The sequence below is a fragment of the Variovorax sp. P5_A3 genome (assembly GCF_056400665.1).
This window is the reverse complement of record NZ_JBFUKW010000037.1, coordinates 1-19,782: the sequence shown is the minus strand read 5'-3', so window position 1 is coordinate 19,782 and position 19,782 is coordinate 1. Positions and strand designations below refer to the sequence as shown.

19 protein-coding genes and 1 tRNA gene are annotated in these 19,782 nt (G+C 64.4%); 15 read left to right on the top strand and 5 right to left on the bottom strand.

Annotated features, from left to right (window positions below; all coding sequences use genetic code 11):
• Window positions 1-118: 118 nt before the first annotated feature.
• The 6 genes from lolA (at window position 119) to AC1D3B_RS33225 (ending at window position 5,952) form a co-directional block, all read left to right on the top strand.
• Entirely contained in the window at window positions 119-757 is a 639-nt protein-coding gene (gene lolA, locus AC1D3B_RS33250; protein ID WP_478194939.1) for an outer membrane lipoprotein periplasmic chaperone LolA, read from the top strand.
• A 49-nt stretch (window positions 758-806) separates the two neighbouring features.
• Window positions 807-2,099, top strand: coding sequence for a replication-associated recombination protein A (locus AC1D3B_RS33245; protein WP_478194938.1), 1,293 nt, complete (start codon window positions 807-809; stop codon window positions 2,097-2,099).
• Between the two features lie 225 nt (window positions 2,100-2,324).
• A complete protein-coding gene (locus AC1D3B_RS33240; RefSeq protein ID WP_286602701.1) occupies window positions 2,325-3,254 on the top strand; it encodes a branched-chain amino acid ABC transporter permease in 930 nt (309 codons plus the stop codon).
• 10 nt (window positions 3,255-3,264) lie between these two features.
• Complete coding sequence (locus AC1D3B_RS33235) at window positions 3,265-4,446, top strand: branched-chain amino acid ABC transporter permease (protein ID WP_478194937.1); 1,182 nt, start codon at window positions 3,265-3,267, stop codon at window positions 4,444-4,446.
• A 17-nt stretch (window positions 4,447-4,463) separates the two neighbouring features.
• Window positions 4,464-5,234, top strand: a complete 771-nt coding sequence (locus AC1D3B_RS33230; protein WP_286602697.1) for an ABC transporter ATP-binding protein — start codon at window positions 4,464-4,466, stop codon at window positions 5,232-5,234.
• A gap of 1 nt (window position 5,235) precedes the next feature.
• Window positions 5,236-5,952 (top strand): ABC transporter ATP-binding protein, encoded by a 717-nt coding sequence (locus AC1D3B_RS33225; RefSeq protein WP_478194936.1) that lies wholly within the window; start codon window positions 5,236-5,238, stop codon window positions 5,950-5,952.
• A gap of 109 nt (window positions 5,953-6,061) precedes the next feature.
• On the opposite strand, the gene AC1D3B_RS33220 is transcribed toward AC1D3B_RS33225, so the two are convergent.
• Both AC1D3B_RS33220 and AC1D3B_RS33215 read right to left on the bottom strand, forming a co-directional pair.
• Complete coding sequence (locus AC1D3B_RS33220; RefSeq protein WP_478194935.1) at window positions 6,062-7,033, bottom strand: Bug family tripartite tricarboxylate transporter substrate binding protein; 972 nt, start codon at window positions 7,031-7,033, stop codon at window positions 6,062-6,064.
• 64 nt (window positions 7,034-7,097) lie between these two features.
• Window positions 7,098-8,162 carry a CDP-6-deoxy-delta-3,4-glucoseen reductase gene (locus AC1D3B_RS33215; protein ID WP_478194934.1) on the bottom strand — a complete coding sequence of 355 codons (1,065 nt, stop codon included), beginning with the start codon at window positions 8,160-8,162 and terminating at the stop codon, window positions 7,098-7,100.
• A 38-nt stretch (window positions 8,163-8,200) separates the two neighbouring features.
• On the opposite strand from AC1D3B_RS33215, the gene AC1D3B_RS33210 reads away from it, so the two are divergent.
• Window positions 8,201-9,145 (top strand): SDR family oxidoreductase, encoded by a 945-nt coding sequence (locus tag AC1D3B_RS33210; protein ID WP_478194933.1) that lies wholly within the window; start codon window positions 8,201-8,203, stop codon window positions 9,143-9,145.
• Window positions 9,146-9,271: 126 nt separating this feature from the next.
• Here the strand turns inward: AC1D3B_RS33210 and AC1D3B_RS33205 are convergent.
• Window positions 9,272-9,356 (bottom strand) — tRNA-Leu (locus tag AC1D3B_RS33205).
• Between the two features lie 40 nt (window positions 9,357-9,396).
• Between AC1D3B_RS33205 and cysM the strand changes: the two genes are divergently transcribed.
• The 4 genes from cysM to AC1D3B_RS33185 are packed head-to-tail and all read left to right on the top strand — an operon-like array spanning window position 9,397 to window position 12,234.
• A complete protein-coding gene (gene cysM, locus AC1D3B_RS33200) occupies window positions 9,397-10,299 on the top strand; it encodes a cysteine synthase CysM (RefSeq protein ID WP_478194932.1) in 903 nt (300 codons plus the stop codon).
• Between the two features lie 5 nt (window positions 10,300-10,304).
• Entirely contained in the window at window positions 10,305-10,859 is a 555-nt protein-coding gene (locus tag AC1D3B_RS33195) for an NUDIX domain-containing protein (protein ID WP_478194931.1), read from the top strand.
• 25 nt (window positions 10,860-10,884) lie between these two features.
• Window positions 10,885-11,112, top strand: a complete 228-nt coding sequence (locus tag AC1D3B_RS33190) for a sulfurtransferase TusA family protein (RefSeq protein ID WP_286602683.1) — start codon at window positions 10,885-10,887, stop codon at window positions 11,110-11,112.
• Window positions 11,113-11,160: 48 nt separating this feature from the next.
• Window positions 11,161-12,234, top strand: a complete 1,074-nt coding sequence (locus AC1D3B_RS33185) for an SGNH/GDSL hydrolase family protein (protein WP_478194930.1) — start codon at window positions 11,161-11,163, stop codon at window positions 12,232-12,234.
• On the opposite strand, the gene galU is transcribed toward AC1D3B_RS33185, so the two are convergent.
• Complete coding sequence (gene galU, locus AC1D3B_RS33180; RefSeq protein WP_478194929.1) at window positions 12,215-13,105, bottom strand: UTP--glucose-1-phosphate uridylyltransferase GalU; 891 nt, start codon at window positions 13,103-13,105, stop codon at window positions 12,215-12,217. The two genes, AC1D3B_RS33185 and galU, sit on opposite strands and share 20 nt — an antisense overlap.
• Window positions 13,106-13,199: 94 nt before the next feature.
• Window positions 13,200-16,070 carry a valine--tRNA ligase gene (locus tag AC1D3B_RS33175; protein ID WP_478194928.1) on the bottom strand — a complete coding sequence of 957 codons (2,871 nt, stop codon included), beginning with the start codon at window positions 16,068-16,070 and terminating at the stop codon, window positions 13,200-13,202.
• Between the two features lie 129 nt (window positions 16,071-16,199).
• On the opposite strand from AC1D3B_RS33175, the gene yaaA reads away from it, so the two are divergent.
• From yaaA to queF, 4 genes are read left to right on the top strand one after another with little or no spacing between them, the layout of a single operon-like run.
• Entirely contained in the window at window positions 16,200-17,009 is an 810-nt protein-coding gene (yaaA, locus tag AC1D3B_RS33170; RefSeq protein WP_478194927.1) for a peroxide stress protein YaaA, read from the top strand.
• Between the two features lie 2 nt (window positions 17,010-17,011).
• Window positions 17,012-17,851 carry a 2OG-Fe(II) oxygenase gene (locus AC1D3B_RS33165; protein ID WP_478194963.1) on the top strand — a complete coding sequence of 280 codons (840 nt, stop codon included), beginning with the start codon at window positions 17,012-17,014 and terminating at the stop codon, window positions 17,849-17,851.
• Between the two features lie 22 nt (window positions 17,852-17,873).
• Window positions 17,874-18,776, top strand: a complete 903-nt coding sequence (locus AC1D3B_RS33160) for an alpha/beta fold hydrolase (RefSeq protein ID WP_478194926.1) — start codon at window positions 17,874-17,876, stop codon at window positions 18,774-18,776.
• Window positions 18,763-19,620, top strand: coding sequence for an NADPH-dependent 7-cyano-7-deazaguanine reductase QueF (gene queF, locus AC1D3B_RS33155; protein WP_478194925.1), 858 nt, complete (start codon window positions 18,763-18,765; stop codon window positions 19,618-19,620). Before AC1D3B_RS33160 ends, queF begins: the two co-directional genes overlap by 14 nt.
• Window positions 19,621-19,782 lie beyond the last annotated feature (162 nt).

Here is a 19,782-nt window from a genome sequence, read left to right as displayed (position 1 = left end):
CTTGCCCACTTCGTGTGGCCGTCCACCCCCTGAAGGGGGCAACACCGGCGGCCCGGCGGAGCCGGTTCCGCGGTGTTCTACGAAACGGGCCAGGCTTTGCCGGCCTTGGAGATTTGACATGGTTTTGAAGAGACTGTTGGTGGGGGCTTGGCTCATTGCTTGCGCGAGTGGCGTTTGGGCCGGTGGGATGGAGAGCCTGGAAGCCTTCGTCAAGTCGGTGAAGTCCGGCCGTGCCGAGTTCACGCAGACCGTGACCTCGCCGCCCAAGGACGGGCAGGCCTCGCGCGCCAAGGTTTCGACTGGGACCTTCGAGTTCCAGAGACCCGGCAAATTCAGGTTCGACTACAAGAAACCGTTCGTCCAGACCATCGTCGCCGATGGCGAAATGCTTTGGCTCTATGACGCCGACCTGAACCAGGTCACGCAGCGCAAGCAGGCGCAGGCATTGGGGTCGACCCCGGCGGCGCTGATCGCAGCGGCCCCTGACCTGAAGGCGTTGCAGGCCGACTTCGCGTTGGAGGCCGCTCCGGATCGCGATGGCCTGCAATGGGTCAAGGCGAGCCCAAGGAACAAGGATGGCCAGCTGCAGAACGTGCAGATTGGTTTTCAGGGCGAAGCACTCGCAGCGCTCGAAATCCTCGACAGTTTCGGGCAGCGCTCGGTGCTGAAGTTCGACAAGGTCGAAGTCAATCCCGCGCTCCCTGCAAGCACCTTCGTGTTCAAGACGCCGGCGGGCGCGGACGTCATCCGCCAATAGGCTGATCGCGCGGGCGGCTTAGGATGCCGGGCGACACTACCTGCTTCCGATGACGACCACCAATCATCAGCCTCTTGCCGAACGCCTGCGACCCAAGAATCTGGGCGAGGTCATCGGCCAACAACATTTGCTGGGCCCCGGCATGCCGTTGCGCATCGCCTTCGAATCGGGCCAGCCGCACTCGTGCATCCTCTGGGGCCCTCCGGGCGTCGGCAAGACCACCATCGCACGGCTCATGGCCGATGCCTTCGATGCGCAGTTCCTGAGCATCAGTGCCGTGCTCGGCGGCGTGAAGGACATTCGCGATGCGGTCGAGCGTGCCACCGCAGCGCGCGACGGTCTCGAGCAACGTCGCACGATCGTCTTCGTCGACGAGGTTCACCGATTCAACAAGAGCCAGCAGGATGCTTTCCTGCCGCATGTGGAGTCGGGCCTGTTCACTTTCATCGGCGCGACCACCGAGAACCCTTCGTTCGAGGTCAACTCCGCACTGTTGTCCCGGGCTGCGGTCTACGTGTTGCAGCCCCTGGGCGAGGACGATCTCAAGCAGATCGTCGCGCGTGCGCAGGGCATCCAGGCCGTGCCGGCCATCGAGGCGAAGGCCGTGGACCGTCTCGTGGCCTACGCCGACGGCGACGCCCGGCGGCTCCTCAACACCCTGGAAACCCTGTCCGTCGCGGCCGGTGCCGAGAAGCTGGACAACATCACCGACGAGTGGCTCCTGCGTGTGCTGGGCGAGCGCATGCGGCGTTACGACAAGGGAGGAGAGCAGTTCTACGACACGATCTCCGCGCTGCACAAGTCCGTACGCGGCAGCGATCCGGACGCGTCCCTCTACTGGTTCGTACGCATGCTCGACGGTGGCGCCGATCCGCGCTACATGGCGCGTCGCCTGGTTCGCATGGCCAGCGAAGACATCGGACTGGCCGACCCCCGCGCGCTTCGTCTTGCGCTCGACGCCGCCGAGGTCTACGAACGTCTGGGCTCGCCCGAAGGTGAACTCGCATTGGCCGAATGCGTGGTCTATCTCGCGATCGCGCCCAAGTCGAACGCGGTCTACAAGGCCTACAACGAGGTCCGTGCATTGATCAAGTCCGATGGCACCCGTCCGGTGCCGATGCATCTGCGCAATGCACCGACACGGCTCATGAAGCAGCTCGACTACGGAAAGGGCTATCGATACGCCCATGACGAGGAGGGCGGTTTCGCCGCCGGCGAGACGTACATGCCCGAGGGCCTCGACCCACCACCGTTCTACAGGCCGGTGGAGCGTGGACTTGAAATCCGCATCGCGGAAAGGCTGCGCGAGCTACGCAATCGAAACCGCGACGCTTCGCGCTGAAAAACAGGAAACTTCACGCTCGCCTTCCCTTGCACGCCAGCGGGAAAACCCCCGTCGGAAACGCACCGGAATGGGGTCCCTGCGTGACTACAATCCCGCCCACAAACCCGCCGTCGACACATGCTGGCGGGTTTTTTGCTAAGTGAAACCAGGCGTCAATCCGGTACGCCGGGTCAGCTGAGGCACCTCTCAAGGGCGCCGCCACAAAAATAGGGAACTCTCGATATGGACATCTTGCTGCAGCAGATCATCAACGGTCTGGTTCTCGGCAGCATGTACGCCTTGATAGCCTTGGGCTATACCATGGTGTACGGCATCATCAACCTCATCAATTTCGCGCACGGTGAAGTGCTCATGGTCGGAGCGCTCACGAGCTGGACGATCATCGGCCTCATGCAGGAGTCGATGCCGGGCACGCCGGGCTGGATCATCCTGATCATCGCGCTGCTCATTGCCTGCGTCGTCGCCGCTACGCTGAATTTCGTCATCGAAAAGGTGGCCTATCGGCCGCTGCGCAACAGCCCCAAGCTGGCGCCGTTGATCACCGCGATCGGCATGTCGATCCTGCTCCAGACGCTCGCGATGATCATCTGGAAGCCCACCAACAAGGCCTATCCCAACCTGCTGCCGACGACTCCGATCCACGTGGGCGGCGCGGTGATCTCGCCGACGCAGGTCATGATCCTGAGCGTCACGGCGATCTGCCTGGCCATCCTGACCTGGCTGGTCAACTACACGAAGCTCGGCCGCGCGATGCGCGCCACCGCCGAGAATCCGCGGGTCGCTGCGCTGATGGGCATTCGGCCCGACATGGTCATCTCGGCCACCTTCATCATCGGCGCGGTGCTCGCCGCGGTGGCCGGCGTGATGTACGCCTCCAACTACGGCATCGCGCAGCATGCGATGGGCTTCATTCCCGGCCTGAAGGCCTTCACGGCGGCTGTGTTCGGCGGCATCGGCAACCTCGCCGGCGCGGTGGTCGGCGGCATCCTGCTGGGGCTGATCGAAGCCATCGGCTCGGGCTACATCGGCGCGCTCACGGGCGATGTGCTGGGCAGCCACTACAGCGACATCTTCGCGTTCATCGTGCTGATCATCATGCTCACGCTGCGGCCCTCCGGCCTGCTTGGCGAGCGTGTGGCGGACCGGGCTTGAGGAGCGCACCATGAAGAACAGCAAGTCCATTGTCTATTTCGTCCTCGCGGCCGTCGGCCTGCTGGTGCTGCCGCTGCTGCTGCAAAGCCAGGGCAACGCCTGGGTTCGCATCGCGGACATCGCACTGCTCTACGTCATGCTGGCGCTGGGCCTGAACATCGTGGTGGGTTATGCCGGCCTGCTCGACCTCGGCTACGTCGCCTTCTTCGCCATCGGCGCGTACCTGTATGCGCTGTTGGCGTCGCCGCATCTGACCGACACCTTCCCCGCCGTCAAGGCCATGTTCCCGAACGGGCTGCACAGTTCGCTGCTGCTGGTGATTCCGGCGGCGCTGGGACTGGCGGCGCTGTTCGGCGCCTTGCTGGGCGCGCCCACGCTCAAGCTGCGCGGCGACTACCTGGCCATCGTGACGCTCGGCTTCGGTGAAATCATCCGCGTGTTCCTGAACAACCTGGACCACCCGATCAACCTCACCAACGGACCGAAGGGCATCACCGCGATCGACCCGGTCCATTTCTGGGGGCTGAACCTGGGCAAGCCCCTGAAGTTCGATGGCTTCACCATCTCGTCGGTGACGTTGTACTACTACCTTTTCCTGGCGCTCGTGATCTTCACGATCGTCATCTCGCACCGCCTGCAGGTGTCGCGCATCGGTCGCGCCTGGATGGCGATCCGCGAGGACGAGATCGCGGCCAAGGCCATGGGCATCAACACCCGCAACATGAAGCTGCTGGCCTTCGGCATGGGTGCCAGCTTCGGCGGCGTGTCGGGTGCGATGTTCGCGTCGTTCCAGGGCTTCGTGTCGCCCGAGTCCTTCAGCCTGATGGAGTCGGTGATGATCGTGGCGATGGTGGTCCTGGGCGGCATCGGCCACTTGCCCGGCGTGATTCTCGGCGCGGTCCTGCTGGCTGCGCTCCCCGAAGTGCTGCGCTACGTGGCGGGCCCGCTGCAGGCCATGACCGACGGTCGCCTGGACGCCTCGATCCTGCGCCAGCTGTTCATCGCGCTGGCGATGATCATCATCATGCTGGTGCGTCCGCGAGGCCTCTGGCCTTCTCCGGAGCATGGGAAATCGCTGGCGCGCAAGGGAATGGCCCCCGCGTCCGGCATGCCGGCGGCGGCGCCGGGTATCGAGGTCCCGGCCGATGAAGTGCCGGGTGCCGCGTCGCGTCCCATGTCGATCAATCCGTGAGCGAGGGGAGCACGACAATGACTGAAACCATCCTCAACGTTCACGGCATTTCGAAGCGCTTCGGCGGCCTGCAGGCTCTCTCCGATGTCGGCATCAAGATCCAGCGCGGCCAGGTCTACGGCCTGATCGGTCCCAACGGCGCGGGCAAGACCACCTTCTTCAACGTCATCACGGGGCTCTACACGCCCGACAGCGGCACCTTCGAACTGGCCGGCAAGCCCTACCAGCCGACGGCAGTGCACGAAGTCGCCAAGGCGGGCATTGCACGCACCTTCCAGAACATCCGTCTTTTCTCGGAGATGACCGCGCTCGAGAACGTGATGGTCGGACGCCACATCCGCACGCATTCCGGCGTGTTCGGCGCCATCTTCCGCACCGGCGGTTTCAAGGCCGAGGAAGCGGCGATCGCCGATCGCGCGCACCAATTGCTCGACTATGTCGGCATCGGCAAGTTCGCCGACTACAAGGCGCGCACGCTGAGCTACGGCGACCAGCGCCGCCTGGAGATCGCTCGCGCGCTGGCGACCGACCCACAGCTCATCGCGCTCGACGAGCCCGCGGCCGGCATGAATGCCACCGAGAAAGTCCTCCTGCGCGAGCTGATCGACCGCATCCGCAAGGACGACCGCACCATCCTGCTGATCGAGCACGACGTGAAGCTCGTGATGGGCCTGTGCGACCGCGTGACGGTCCTGGACTACGGCAAGCAGATCGCGGAGGGAACGCCCGCCGACGTGCAGAGAAATGAAAAGGTGATCGAGGCCTACCTCGGCACGGGAGGACACTGAAATGGCACAAACTCTTTTGAAAGTCACCGGCCTGAAGGTGGCTTACGGCGGCATCCAGGCGGTCAAGGGTGTCGACTTCGAGGTGCACGAAGGCGAACTCGTGTCGCTGATCGGCTCCAACGGCGCCGGCAAGACCACGACGATGAAGGCCATCACCGGCACGCAGCCGTTCCTCGGCGGCAACATCGAGTTTCTCGGCAAGAGCATCAAGGGCCGGGGTGCCTGGGACCTGGTCGGCGAAGGCCTGGTAATGGTGCCCGAAGGCCGCGGCGTCTTCACGCGCATGACCATCACCGAGAACCTGCAGATCGGCGCCTACATCCGCAAAGACAAGGCCGAGATCGCGAAGGACATCGATCGCGTCTTCGCGACCTTCCCGCGCCTGAAGGAGCGTGCGACGCAGCTTGCTGGCACCATGTCCGGCGGCGAGCAGCAGATGCTCGCCATGGGCCGCGCGCTGATGGCGCGCCCCAAGGTGCTGTTGCTCGACGAGCCGTCGATGGGCCTGTCGCCGATCATGGTCGACAAGATCTTCGAAGTCGTGAAGCAGGTCTACGACCAGGGGGTCACCGTGCTCCTGGTCGAACAGAACGCCAGCCGTGCGCTGCAACTCGCGGATCGCGGCTACGTGATGGAGTCCGGCCTCATCACCATGAGCGGCGACGCCAAGGTGATGCTGAGCGACCCCAAGGTGCGCGCCGCATACCTCGGCGAATGATCGGACCGGGAGACTGAATCCAGGAATGCCACGGAACCGGCTTTGCCGGGCCGTAGGCATTGCCCCCTGGAAGGGGGTGGAGGCTACGCGGAGCGAGCAAGCCTGGGGGTCAGTCCACCCTTGCTCCGGTGGCCTTGACGACCTTTTCGTACTTGGCGAGTTCGCTCTTCATGAAGGCGCCAAACTGCTCCGGCGTGTTGGCGACCGGCTCGGCCAGCAGCGTCGCGAATTTCGTCTTCGTCTCAGGCGCGTTCAGCGCGGCGACGAAGGCGTGATTGAGCTTCGCCACGACGTCGGGAGGCGTGCCGGCCGGCGCCACCAGTCCCCACCAGGTATCGATCGAAAAGCCCTTCAACGTTGCCGCGACGGTCGGTACGTCCGGCAGCGTGCTGCTGCGCTCCGCTGTGGTCACGGCGATCGCCTTCAGCTTGCCTGAGCGGATGTTGGGGGCAGCCGTCGCGAGGTTGTCGAAGTTGAAGTCGACCTGGCCGGACAGCAGTGCGAGTTGCGCGGGATTGCCGCCGTTGTACGGAATGTGCACCGCGAAGATACCCGCTTCCTTCTTGAACAGCTCGCCGGCGAGATGCCCCGCACTGCCATTGCCGCCGCTGCCGTAGTTGAGCTTGGCCGGATTGGCCTTGGCGTAGGCAATGAGATCGGGCAACGTGTTGATCTTCAGACGCTGCGCGGTCTCGGCATTCATCACCAGCACGTTGGGCACGCGGACCATCTGTGTGATCGGCGCGAAGTCTGTCGCGGCATTGAAGGGCATCTTGGCGTAGAGCCACGGGTTGACCGCGTTCGTCGCCGTCGCGGCGATGCCGATCGTGAGCCCGTCCGGCGCCGCCTTGGCCACGGCATCCGCGCCGATGTTGCCGCCCGCGCCGGGCTTGTTGTCGATGATGACCGTACCCAGAGAATCCTTCACGCGTTCGGCCAGGACGCGGGCCGTGACATCGATGGGGCCGCCCGCTGCGTAGGGAACGACGAGGCGAATGGGACGCTGCTGCGCTGCCACTGGCACGGCGACGAGGACCGTGGCAATGGAAAGAATACTGAGGAGGAAATGTCTGGCGTTCATCTTTCCAATTGTGCTGGCTCCGGATCTTCCGCCGGACGATGGCTATCCCTGAGCCCGCGCGACATCAAGGCAGAGCCTTGTCGGCTTCGGTGGTGAACGCATCGGCGAAGAACTCTTCTTCGGGCAGGCCGCGCTCAGCGATGTAGTCCCGCTTGGCGGAATCGACCACGATGGGCGCGCCGCACGCATACACCTGATAGCCAGAGAGGTCGGCGAAGTCCTCCATCACCGCACGGTGAACAAAGCCGGTGCGCCCGCGCCAGTTGTCTTCCGGCACGGCATTCGACACCACGGGCACGTAGCGCAGGTTCGGCATCTCCGCGAGTTGCCCACGTACCCAGTCGTCCATGTAGATGTCTTCGGGACGCCGACCACCCCAGTACAAGGTCGCGGGCCGTTCGATGCCCTTGAGCTTCATGTGCTCCAGCAGGGCCTTGATCGGCGCGAAGCCGGTGCCCGAAGCAAGCAGGATCAATGGCTTGCCGGACTCCTCGCGCAGGAAGAAGCTGCCGTATGGGCCTTCGACGCGGAGGATTTCCTTTTCCTTCATCGCACCGAAGACGTGATCGGTGAACTTGCCGCCAGGGAGGTGCCGGATGTGCAACTCGATGCCCGTGCCGGGCTCCAGCAGCGTGTGTGGGGCGTTCGCCATGGAGTAGCTGCGCCGCGTGCCGTCGCGAAGAATGAACTCGATGTACTGGCCCGCGTGAAACTGCAGCGGCTCGCCCGCCGGGAGTTGCAGGCGCAGCATCACGACGTCGTGCGACTGCCGTGTGAGGGCCTGGACGCGGACCGGCATCTTTCGGATCGGGAATGCGCCGGCCTCGGTGACCTGGCGCGATTCCAGCACCACGTCGCTCTCGGGCCGTGCGCAACAGGTCAGGATGTAGCCCGCCAACTCTTCATCGGCGCTCAACGCCTTGCTCTGGTGCAGGCCGAGCGTCACAGTACCCGACAGCTTCTTGCATTTGCAGGAGCCGCAGGCGCCGTCCTTGCAGCCGTAGGGAAGGCCGATGCCCTGGCGGATGCCCGCCGCGAGAATGGTTTCGTCCGCATGCGCGCTGAAATGGCGCCCACTGGGCTCTACCGTGATGTGAAAGCCCGCTTCGCCCGGCGCTGCGCTCGTCATGGTTATTCTTCAGGTCTGCTTCAAAAGGGAGATGGATTTTGCCCTCAATCAACAGCCCTCTCGGTGCGAGGCCCTCGCGCTTCCGGCGGGAGCGCGTGCTCATCGTCGGCTGTGGTGATGTGGGGCTGCGGGCTGCTCGACTGCTTCGCGGGAATGTGCGCCTGATAGCGCTGACGTCGTCCCCGGCGCGCGCGCCGGTGCTGCGCCAGGCGGGTGCCACGCCGATCATTGCGGACCTCGATGCGCCAGCGACGCTGCGGCGCATTTCCGGCCTCGCGACCCGTGTGCTGCACCTCGCGCCACCGGCTCGCGTGGAAGGGGCGCGATGGTGGCGTGATGCGCGCACGCTGGCCTTGGCGCGTGCGCTCCGCTTGCGCTCCCTGCCTTCAGCGTTCGTCTATGGCTCGACCAGCGGCGTCTATGGCGACTGCGGCGGCGATCTGATCAGTGAAACACGCGCCCTGCGGCCCGACACGCCTCGCGCCCATCGACGCGTCGACGCGGAGCGAACCGTCCGCTGGCTGGGTCGCGCGGGCGTGTCCGTCCGTATCCTGCGAATTCCCGGCATCTACGCGCCGGACCGCGAAGGGGGCACCCCGCGCGAGAGGATCAAGAAGGGGACGCCGGTGCTTCGCGCGGAGGACGACGTCTATACCAATCACATCCACGCCGACGACCTCGCGCGCGCCTGCGTGACCGCACTGTGGCGTGGCGGACCCCAGCGCATATTCCATGCGAGCGACGACAGCGACCTCAAGATGGGCGACTACGTCGACCTTGCTGCCCGCCTGTACGGCCTCCCGCTGCCGCCACGCATCGCGCGGGAGGAAGCGCAGACGCAGCTTCCGCTCTCGCTGCTGAGCTTCATGGGTGAATCGCGGCGGCTCGACAACGCCCGGCTGAAGCGCGAACTGCGCGTGCGCCTGCGCCATCCGACGGTGGAGACGGGGCTTCGGTCGGGTTCCTCAACGCCTGTGGGCTGATGCTTCCTGCGGCTGCAGCGACCAGTCGGCCATTGCCTTCTCCGCATCGCGTTGCGGATTGATCGCGCGACGCAAGAAGGTACGTCGTCATTGCGTGCTTCCGTTGAATCCACGGCATGGGAGCCGTGGTGCCCGGGGCCGGAATCGAACCGGCACGCCTTGCGGCGGGGGATTTTGAGTCCCCTGCGTCTACCAATTTCACCACCCGGGCACGGAAGGAAGGCAGCCCAAAATTATGGCACAGTGGGACCATGCAATACCCGACGATTGAAGACGCGATCGGCAAGACGCCCCTGGTCGCGCTGCAGCGCATCGATGCGGCTGCCAACGCGAAGCGCGGCAACGTGATTCTTGGCAAGCTCGAAGGCAACAACCCTGCCGGCTCAGTCAAGGACCGGCCGGCCCTCTCGATGATCAAGCGTGCCGAGGAGCGCGGCGAGATCAAGCCCGGCGATACCTTGATCGAGGCGACCTCGGGCAACACGGGCATCGCCCTCGCCATGGCCGCGGCCATCAAGGGCTACCGCATGGTGCTGATCATGCCGGAGGACCTTTCCGTCGAGCGTGCCCAGACCATGAAGGCCTTCGGTGCCGAACTGGTGCTCACACCCAAGAGCGGCGGCATGGAATACGCCCGGGACCTGGCCGAGCAGATGGTGCATCAGGGCAAGGGCCGCGTACTCGATCAGTTCGCCAACCCTGACAACCCCCGCATTCACTACGAAACCACCGGTCCCGAGATATGGGCCGATACGCAGGGGCGCATCACGCACTTCGTGAGTGCCATGGGCACCACCGGGACCATCACAGGCGTCTCGCGCTTCCTCAAGGAAAAGAATCCTTCAGTGCGCATCGTCGGCGCGCAGCCGGACGAAGGGTCGCGCATACCGGGCATCCGGAAGTGGCCTGAGGAGTACTTGCCCAAGATCTACGACCCCAGCCGGGTCGACCAGGTCGTGAACGTCAGCCAGGACAACGCCGAAGAAATGTGCCGCAGGCTGGCCCGCGAAGAAGGCATCTTCGCCGGCATCTCCGCTGCGGGCGCGCTGTGGGTGGCGCTGGAGATTGCCAAGACCGTCGAGAACGCGACCATCGTCTTCGTCGTGTGCGACCGTGGCGACCGTTACCTGTCGACCGGCGTGTTTCCCGCCTGATCACCATGAGCAACTACAAGTTCTGCACTGTCTGCGCGACGCCGCTGGCCCATATCGAACTGCAGGAAGACGGCGGTCCGAAGTCGCGCCTGCGCTGCACTTCCTGCGGCTGGACGCACTGGAACAATCCGACGCCCGTGCTGGCCGCGATCATCGAATACCGCGGTCAGGTGCTGCTGGCACGCAATGCCGCCTGGCCGCACAAGATGTACGCCCTGATCACCGGCTTCATGGAGGCCGGAGAAACACCCCAGGAGGGCATCGCGCGCGAGATCAAGGAGGAAACGAACCTCGATGCGAGCGCCTTGAACCTCGTCGGGGTCTACGACTTCCAGCGCATGAACCAGGTGATCATTGCCTACCATGCGGTCGCCGACGGCGAAGTGAAACTCTCGCCCGAACTGGTCGACTATCGGCTCTACGACCTTGAAGCGCTCCGGTGCTGGCCGGCCGGCACGGGCTATGCCCTGGCCGACTGGCTGCGCACGCGCGGCCACGAGCCCCAGTTCATGGAGTGGCCGCGTCCGGCCGCGCCCATGCCCGACGCGGCAGCCACCTAGAATTCCTGCCCGCGAGGAACACGCAATGCACATCCACAAAGAAATCGACACGCGCGGCCTTAATTGCCCGCTGCCCATCCTGAAGGCCAAGAAGTCGCTCAATGAAATGCAGAGCGGCGAATTGCTGAAAGTGGTGTCCACGGATGCAGGGTCGGTCCGCGATTTCCAGGCCTTCGCGCGACAGACCGGCAACGATCTGGTGGAGCAGCAAACCATCGGCACCGATTTCATCCACGTTCTTCGCCGTCGCTGACGATTTGCTGTCATGAAACGACGCAGCCGCACTGCCGCCGTGGCTGTTGTGCTGGCCGCGATGGCCGTGGTTTTCACGTTGACGATCTGGAGCGATGGAATGGGTTCGACCCCGAAGAATCCCAACCCGCCTTCGGCTTCGATTCCGCTCGCGGTATTGGGGGACTCCAACAGCCAGTCATACCAGGACTACGACTGGTTCCCGGCAACCTCGAACGAGCGCGGTGGCCCTCGGCGTGCACGCACCTTCCAATGGACGGAGGTGCTGGCCCGCCTGAGAGGCCAGGAGTTGGATTTGGGGCCTTGGGTTCGCTGGGGCCGCGCGGGCGTCGTAGCGCGCGCGCGCGAATGGCTGGGCCTGAATGGCGGTCGAGCGCCACGGAAAGAGGACTACCTCTACAACTTTGCGAACTCAGGTGCCGCCTGCAAGAACCTCATGGGCGGTCGATTCCGCCAAGCCCCCCGTCTCGTCGAACTGATGAATGAGGATCCTGAGCGATGGACACGCGGCGTCGTGGTGATTCGAATCGGCGTCAACAACTGGGCCGGCCAGTTGGATACGCAGGCGAAAGATCCGTTGGCCCCTGAAGTGCTCGAGACTCTCACCTATTGCACGGGCGAGATTCGCAAGGCTGTCGAACTGATCCACGCCTCACATCCGTCGACGCGCATCCTGCTGGTGGGCATCCCGAACGAAGCGGACGACCCGGCCAATTTCAACCGCTGGCGGTCCGCAAAGGACACGGCCAACATCCGGGCCGCCCTTTTGAGGTTCAACTCGGCGATTCGCGAAATTGCCGCGGGCAACCCGCGCTTGGCGTTTTTCGATGACCTGGCTTGGTTCGAGAGGCGATGGGGCTCACGCGATGCGTCTGGCGCGCCCGCCTACAAGACCTTCGCCGTTGGGCCGAAGCTTCGCATCACGAATACAGCCGGGGACGAGCCCAACAATCTCCTCCTCGGCGATCACCATCTTGGCGTCGTAGTGAACGCCCTGTGGACTCAGGCGCTGATCGCCTCCCTGAAGGATGTGTTCGGCCTGCCGCTCACACCCATCAGCGACGAGGAACTCCTTCGCTTCCTCGATCCGCTGGTCGACTCGCCTACAGCTCCAGGCTCTTGAGGTAGTCGCGGAACTGCCCGCCGACCTCGGGGTGGGCCAGCGCCAGTTCGACGGTGGCCTGCAGGAAGCCTTCCTTGCTTCCGCAGTCATAGCGGATGCCCTTGTAGGAATAGGCGTAGACCGATTCCTTCTTCATCAGCGCGGCGATGCCGTCGGTCAGCTGGATTTCGCCGCCGGCGCCCTTGGGCTGATTCCGGATTTCGTTGAACACACCGGGTGTGAGGATGTAGCGGCCGGCGACCCCGAGGCGGGAGGGCGCGTCTTCCGGCTTCGGCTTCTCGACCATGCGATTGACCTTCACCAGGCCGTCCTCGACGACATCGCCGGCCACGATGCCGTAGCGCTTGACCTGCTCCAGCGGAACCTCCTGCACCGCCAGCACGGAACTGCCCAGCTTGGCGAAGGCGCGCGTCATTTGCGCGAGGATCGGCTCGCCGCCGTCCGGGCCGACCATCAAGTCGTCGGCCAGCAGCACCGCAAAGGGTTCGTTGCCGACGAGATGCTCCGCACACAGAACGGCATGGCCCAGGCCGAGCATGCGGGGCTGACGCACGTAGGAGCAGGTCATGTCGTCGGGCATGACCGAGCGGGCGATGTTGAGCAGTTCGCGCTTGCCGCTGGCTTCGAGCTGCATTTCGAGCTCATAGGCGGTGTCGTAGTGGTCCTCGATCGCGCGTTTGTTGCGCCCGGTCACGAAGATCATGTCGCGGATGCCCGCGGCATAGGCTTCCTCGACCGCGTACTGGATCAGGGGCTTGTCCACCACCGGGAGCATTTCCTTGGGCTGCGCCTTGGTGGCGGGCAGGAAACGGGTACCAAAGCCGGCTACGGGGAACACGGCCTTGCGAATGCGCGTCGGGGAAGTGGACATGGGCTTTTCGTCAGATCAAGGGAGGTGAATCGGAAGAGTGCGGCGTACCGAACGCCGGACTCCGCATACTAAAGGCCACCGGGTTCGCCGTCTGTCAGCCGAGCCTCACAAGCTGGTCGCGCAACCGCTCGACGGTGGCGCTGAAGTCTGCCAGGCGCTTGCGTTCCTGCTCGATCACTGCCGGCGGCGCCTTGGCGACGAAGGCATCGTTGCCGAGCTTGCCGTTGACCTTGACGATCTCCCCTTCGACGCGCGCGAGCTCCTTGCCGATGCGGACCTTTTCCGCGGCCTTGTCGATTTCCATGTGCAGGCAGACGCGGACGTCGCCGACCACGGCCACCGGTGCAGCTTCGGCGGCCGCAGACCATGCGGCTTCATCGTCAAAGACCTTCACTTCCTTGAGCTTCGCCAGCGCCTGGAGCACAGGGGCCGCATCGCGAAGGAAGGCGCCGCTCGCCGCATCGTCGGCGACTGCGTAAAGCGGCAGACGCGTCGCGGGCGAGACGTTCATCTCGCCGCGCAACGTGCGGCAGGCGTCGACCAGCGACTTGAGCCGCGCGACCTGCGTTTCGGCGGCCTCGTCGATCTTGTCCGGTTGACTCTTCGGGTAGGCCGCAACCATCACCGACTCGCCAGCGCGGCCGGCGACTGGCGCGACCTTCTGCCAGAGCTCCTCGGTGATGAACGGAATGACCGGATGCGCCAGTCGCAGCAGGGTTTCGAGCGTGCGGATCAGCGTACGGCGCGTGGCGCGCTTCTGCGCGTCGTCGCCTTGCTGGATCTGGACCTTGGCGATCTCGAGGTACCAATCGCAGAACTCGTCCCAGGCGAACTGATAGATGGCATTGGCGACGTTGTCGAGGCGGTATTCCTCGAAGCCCTTCGTCACCTCGGCCTCGACGCGCTGCAGTTGCGAGACGATCCACCGGTCGGCCTGGCTGAACCTCAGATAGCCATGGGCCGGCCCGCCGACGGCGCATTCTTCCTTCGTGTGTTCCCGCACGCCACAGTCCTGGCCTTCGCAGTTCATCAGCACGAACCGGGTGGCGTTCCAGAGCTTGTTGCAGAAGTTGCGGTAGCCCTCGCAGCGCTTGGGGTCGAAGTTGATGCTGCGGCCCAGCGAAGCGAGCGACGCGAAGGTGAAGCGCAATGCATCCGCACCAAAGGCGGGAATGCCCTCGGGAAACTCCTTCTGCGTGTTCTTGCGCACGGCATGCGCCGTCTCGGGGCGACGCAAGCCCTGGGTGCGCTTCTCGAGCAGTTCGGGCAGCGCGATGCCGTCGATCAGGTCGACCGGGTCGAGCACGTTGCCTTCGGATTTGCTCATCTTCTTGCCATGCGAATCCCGTACCAGGCCGTGGATGTAGACATGCCTGAAGGGCACCTTGCCGGTGAAATGCCTGGTCATCATGATCATCCGGGCGACCCAGAAGAAGATGATGTCGTAGCCCGTGACAAGCACGCTCGAAGGCAGGTAGAGGTCGAGTTCCTGCGTCTTCTCGGGCCAGCCCAGGGAAGAGAAGGGCACCAGCGCCGACGAATACCAGGTGTCCAGCACGTCCTCGTCACGCCGGAGCGACTTGCCCGGCGCCTGTGCCTGGGCCTCCGCTTCGCTCTGCGCGACGTAGACCTTGCCGTCCTCGTCGTACCAGGCCGGAATCTGGTGGCCCCACCAGAGCTGCCGGGAGATCGTCCAGTCCTGGATGTTTTCCATCCAGTGGTTGTAGGTGTTGACCCAGTTCTCGGGGACGAAGCTCACTTCGCCGGAGCGGACCGCATCGATGGCCTTCTGCGCGATGGACTGGCCGTTGGCATCGGGTTTGGTCATGGCGACGAACCATTGATCGGTCAGCATCGGTTCGACCACGGCACCAGTGCGCGCGCAGCGCGGCACCATGAGCTTGTGCTTCTTGGTTTCAGTCAGCAGGCCGAGCGCTTCGAGGTCGGCCACCACCGCCTTGCGCGCAACGAAGCGGTCGAGACCGCGGTACTTTTCGGGGGCGTTGTCGTTGATGGTGGCGTCGAGCGTCAGCACACCGATCACCTGGAGGGCGTGGCGAAGGCCCACGGCATAGTCGTTGTGGTCGTGCGCCGGCGTGACCTTGACCACGCCGGTGCCGAATTCCTTGTCGACATAGTCGTCGGCGATCACGGGGATCAACCGGTCGACCAGCGGCAGTTTCACGCGGTGGCCGACCAGGTGCTTGTAGCGCTCGTCTTCCGGATGCACCATCACGGCGACGTCGCCGAGCATCGTCTCGGGCCGGGTGGTGGCAACCGTCAGCGAACCCGAGCCGTCTTCGAGCGGATAGGCGATGTGCCAGAGGAAGCCGTCTTCCTCCTCGCTCTCGACTTCGAGGTCGCTCACTGCGGTCTTGAGCACCGGGTCCCAGTTCACCAGGCGCTTGCCGCGATAGATCAGGCCCTCTTCATAGAGCTGCACGAAGGTCTGGGTGACGACCTTCGAGAGCTTGTCGTCCATGGTGAAGTATTCGCGGCTCCAATCCACCGTATCGCCCATGCGACGCATCTGGTTGGTGATGGTGTTGCCCGACTTTTCCTTCCACTCCCAGACGCGGGCGACGAAATTCTTGCGGCCCAGGTCGTGGCGGCTGGTCTTCTGTTCCTGCAGCTGGCGCTCGACGACGATCTGCGTCGCGATCCCGGCGTGGTCGGTGCCCGGCACCCAGAGGGTGTTGTCGCCCGCCATCCGGTGGTAGCGCGTGAGGCTGTCCATGATGGTCTGGTTGAACGCGTGTCCCATGTGCAGCGTGCCGGTCACGTTCGGTGGCGGCAACTGGATCGCGAAGGAGGGCGCGCCGTCCTTGGCCTCCTGCGTTCCGCGGAAACCGGCGGCCGAATAGCCGCGCCGCTCCCACTCGGGCCCCCAGTGCGCCTCGATGGCAACGGGTTCGAAGGATTTGGAAAGGCTTTCGAGGCCGGGTTGGGGCAGGGTGTCGCTCATGGCGGTACAAAGACGAACGGCATCCCGCAGGATGCCGCTTGGGGGGTGGAGGTGGCAATGATTTTATTCGACTGTGGAAGGCCACGCCCGGCTCGCTGGGGCGGACGCCTTGCCGCAGATAATTCAACGATGCTCTTTCTGCTTTCACCTGCCAAGTCACTGGACTACGACACCGCGGTGCCCGAAACGGTGCCTGCCACACGTCCCCACTTCGAGGGCCCGAGGGGTCCGTCTGTCGAATTGATCAAGATCCTGCGCGAGAAGTCGCCCCAGCAGATCGCCGAACTCATGCACCTTTCGGACAAGCTGGCGTCACTCAATGTGGCGCGCTATGCCGTCTGGGCCTCCAAAGGCACGGCGAAGAACGCCAGGCAGGCAGTCCTGGCCTTCGACGGTGACGTCTACGGAGGTCTCGACGCCAAGACGCTGAGCGCGGCGCAATTGGCGTGGGCGCAGGACCACATCTGCATCCTGAGTGGGCTTTACGGTCTGTTGCGACCGCTCGACCTCCTGCAGCCTTATCGTCTGGAGATGGGGACGCAACTCGCCAATCGACATGGCAAGGACCTTTATGCATTCTGGGGCCCGCGCATTGCGGGGCACCTCAACGATCGGCTGGCCGCCGACCGCACGCCCGTGGTCATCAACCTGGCCTCGCAGGAATACTTCAAATCCGTCGACCAGTCGGTGCTCAAGGCGCGCGTGGTCGAATGCGTGTTTCAGGAATGGAAGGGCGGCACAGGCGTCAAGGGCGATGCGAGCGGCTACAAGATCGTGAGCTTCTTTGCCAAGCGGGCGCGCGGTCTGATGGCGCGCTGGGCTGTTCTGCACAAGGCCGTCACGCCCAAGGCGCTGGAGAAGTTTGACCTTGAGGGCTACAGGTTCGATGCGAGTGCGTCGAAGCCCGAGCGCCTCGTATTTCGACGGAGATCCGCATGAGTCTGGGTCAGGAAATCAGTCCCGAATTGCGCGAGTGGGTCGTGGCCCAGCTCGCGGCCGGCCATTCGGTGCCGAGCCTTCGCGCATCGATGCGCGCAGCGGGTTGGCACGACAACGTGGCGGATGCTGCCCTGGCCGAGATCGAGGCAAGGGCGGCAGGCATTGCCGCTGTCGCAGAGCCGCAAAAGACCATGCCTGGCCCGGACCTGTCGGGCTCGCCGCTCTACATCGATGTCGGCGATCGCCGGGTCCAGGTGCTTCAGACGATGCGGCACCCGCGTGTGATCGTTTTCGGTGATCTTGTCTCCGACGAGGAATGCGAGGCGCTGATCGCCGCCGCGCGCCTGCGACTTGCACGCTCGCTTACGGTCGAAACGCAGACGGGCGGAGAAGCGCTCAACGTCGACCGGACCAGCGACGGCATGTTCTTCGAGCGCGGCGAAAACCCGATCGTCGCGCGGCTGGAGCAGCGCCTGGCCACCCTTCTGCAATGGCCACTCGAGTTCGGCGAAGGATTGCAGATATTGCGCTATTCGCCAGGCGCCCAATATCGCCCGCACTACGATTACTTCGACCCGGGAGAGCCTGGCACGCCGACCATCCTGCGTCGTGGCGGCCAACGGGTGGCGACGCTCGTCATGTACCTTCAGGAACCCGAGCAAGGCGGAGGGACCACCTTCCCAGACGTCGGGCTCGAAGTCGCCCCCAAGCGAGGAACCGGCGTGTTCTTCAGCTACGACCGGCCCGATCCTGCGACGCGCACGCTGCATGGCGGAGCACCGGTGCTTGTGGGCGAAAAGTGGGTCGCGACGAAGTGGCTCCGCGAGCGCGAGTTCACCTGAATCTCATCAGTCCGGAAGCCCCATGAAGATCACCGCCAACGGTATCCAGATCGAAGTCGAGGACAGCGGCGGCGAAGGCCGGCCGGTGATTCTTCTCATCATGGGCCTCGGCATGCAACTGATCGCCTGGCCTGCCGAGTTCGTGCAGGCGCTGATCGACGCCGGATTCCGCGTGGTGCGTCATGACAACCGGGACATCGGCCTGAGCCAGAGTTTCGACGAAGCGGGCACCGGCAACCTCATCTGGCAGAGCGTGCGGCAGCGCATCGGCTTGCCGGTGCGTTCAGCCTATACCTTGCAAGACATGGCAGACGACGCACTGGGTGTCTTGGACGCATTGGGCATCCGTCGCGCCCACGTGGTCGGCGTCTCGATGGGCGGAATGATCGCGCAGAGGCTTGCCGCCAGTGCGCCCCAACGGATGGCGAGCCTGGTCAGCGTCATGAGTTCGAGCGGCGCGCGCCATCTGCCGGGGCCACGGCCCGACGTGGCGGCGGCCCTCATCCGGCGGCCACCCAGCAGAACCGAGGCGGCGCTCGTGGCGCATGGCCTTGGTTTTGTCCGGTTGATTGCCAGCCCGGCCTATCCTCAGGACGACAAGGTACTGGCCGATCGCATCACCCGCGCGTTGCGCCGTGCGTATCGTCCCGCAGGGGTCGTGCGTCAGATATTGGCCATCGGCGCGGACAGCGGCCGTGCGTCGGTGCTGGAGCGGATCGCCGCTCCAGCATTGGTGGTGCACGGAGAAGCCGATCCACTGGTTCCCATGGCCTGCGGCCAGGACACTGCACGGCGCATCCCAGGTGCACGCTTTGTCGCCGTGCCGGGCATGGGCCACGACTTGCCACCCCAGGTGGTCCAGATCCTTCTTCACCATATGGTCCCCTTCCTGCAGACTGCCGAAAGCGCGCATGAGCCTCGATAACACTCCCGAACAGTCGCAACTGGGACGAGCTTCGGCTTATGTCGACCACTACGACGCCAGCCTGCTGTTTCCCATTCCGCGCTCGACGCAGCGCGCAGCCATGGGCATCACTGGGACCGCGCTGCCATTCTTCGGTGCGGACCTCTGGACAGCCTTCGAGTTGAGCTGGCTCAACGCGCGCGGGAAGCCTCAGTTGGCGATCGCGCACTTCACCGTGCCCTGCGAGACGCCCAACATCGTGGAGAGCAAGTCGTTCAAGCTTTATCTCAACAGCTTCAACAGCACGGTCTTCGCCGATGCGGAGGCCGTGCGCGAGCGCCTCCGCGCGGATTTGAGCGAGGCGGTCTGGCGCGGCAGCGATCGGTCGGCGAGCGTTGGCGTCAAGCTCGTCGCGCCGAGTGATTTCGATCGCGAATCTGTTCACGAACTCGATGGCCTGGATCTGGATCGCCTCGACATCGAGTGCACGCGCTATCAGCCCGCGCCCGAACTGCTCTCGAGCGATGCTACGCAGGCGCCCGTGACGGAGACCCTGACCAGTCGTCTTCTCAAGAGCAATTGCCTGGTGACCGGGCAACCTGACTGGGGGAGCGTGCAGATCCGCTACAGCGGTCCGCAGATTGATCAGGCGGGCCTGCTTGCGTACATCGTCAGCTTCCGCAATCACAACGAGTTTCACGAGCCCTGCGCGGAACGCATGTTCATGGACATCTGGCGCCACTGCCAGCCGACAAAGCTGGCAGTGCATGCGCGTTACACGCGTCGTGGCGGACTTGATATCAATCCGTTCCGTACAAGCTGGCCTCAGGGACTCCCTGCAAACATCCGCACGGCGCGTCAATGAGACTGGTACGAAAAAAAGTTTGCCAGGGTTGATGAAGGCGCCAAAAACGCGTCATAATCCAAGGCTCAGCTGAAAACGACTCGTCGTGCTGCTTCCCTGGTGGGGTGGTGAGGGGGGGTCGGAGGAGGCGGAGAAAAAGGTCTTCGGACTTGGCGGGATTGA

What these genes read in the sequence shown, in the direction of transcription:
- AC1D3B_RS33220 (WP_478194935.1), bottom strand. Translation starts at nt 7,033, where the DNA reads ATGAACGCCAGACATTTCCTCCTCAGTATTCTTTCCATTGCCACGGTC.
- AC1D3B_RS33230 (WP_286602697.1), top strand. Translation starts at nt 4,464, where the DNA reads ATGACTGAAACCATCCTCAACGTTCACGGCATTTCGAAGCGCTTCGGC.
- AC1D3B_RS33225 (WP_478194936.1), top strand. Translation starts at nt 5,236, where the DNA reads ATGGCACAAACTCTTTTGAAAGTCACCGGCCTGAAGGTGGCTTACGGC.
- AC1D3B_RS33175 (WP_478194928.1), bottom strand. Translation starts at nt 16,070, where the DNA reads ATGAGCGACACCCTGCCCCAACCCGGCCTCGAAAGCCTTTCCAAATCC.
- lolA (WP_478194939.1), top strand. Translation starts at nt 119, where the DNA reads ATGGTTTTGAAGAGACTGTTGGTGGGGGCTTGGCTCATTGCTTGCGCG.
- AC1D3B_RS33215 (WP_478194934.1), bottom strand. Translation starts at nt 8,162, where the DNA reads ATGACGAGCGCAGCGCCGGGCGAAGCGGGCTTTCACATCACGGTAGAG.
- queF (WP_478194925.1), top strand. Translation starts at nt 18,763, where the DNA reads ATGAGCCTCGATAACACTCCCGAACAGTCGCAACTGGGACGAGCTTCG.
- AC1D3B_RS33240 (WP_286602701.1), top strand. Translation starts at nt 2,325, where the DNA reads ATGGACATCTTGCTGCAGCAGATCATCAACGGTCTGGTTCTCGGCAGC.
- AC1D3B_RS33195 (WP_478194931.1), top strand. Translation starts at nt 10,305, where the DNA reads ATGAGCAACTACAAGTTCTGCACTGTCTGCGCGACGCCGCTGGCCCAT.
- galU (WP_478194929.1), bottom strand. Translation starts at nt 13,105, where the DNA reads ATGTCCACTTCCCCGACGCGCATTCGCAAGGCCGTGTTCCCCGTAGCC.
- AC1D3B_RS33160 (WP_478194926.1), top strand. Translation starts at nt 17,874, where the DNA reads ATGAAGATCACCGCCAACGGTATCCAGATCGAAGTCGAGGACAGCGGC.
- AC1D3B_RS33235 (WP_478194937.1), top strand. Translation starts at nt 3,265, where the DNA reads ATGAAGAACAGCAAGTCCATTGTCTATTTCGTCCTCGCGGCCGTCGGC.
- AC1D3B_RS33190 (WP_286602683.1), top strand. Translation starts at nt 10,885, where the DNA reads ATGCACATCCACAAAGAAATCGACACGCGCGGCCTTAATTGCCCGCTG.
- AC1D3B_RS33245 (WP_478194938.1), top strand. Translation starts at nt 807, where the DNA reads ATGACGACCACCAATCATCAGCCTCTTGCCGAACGCCTGCGACCCAAG.
- cysM (WP_478194932.1), top strand. Translation starts at nt 9,397, where the DNA reads ATGCAATACCCGACGATTGAAGACGCGATCGGCAAGACGCCCCTGGTC.
- yaaA (WP_478194927.1), top strand. Translation starts at nt 16,200, where the DNA reads ATGCTCTTTCTGCTTTCACCTGCCAAGTCACTGGACTACGACACCGCG.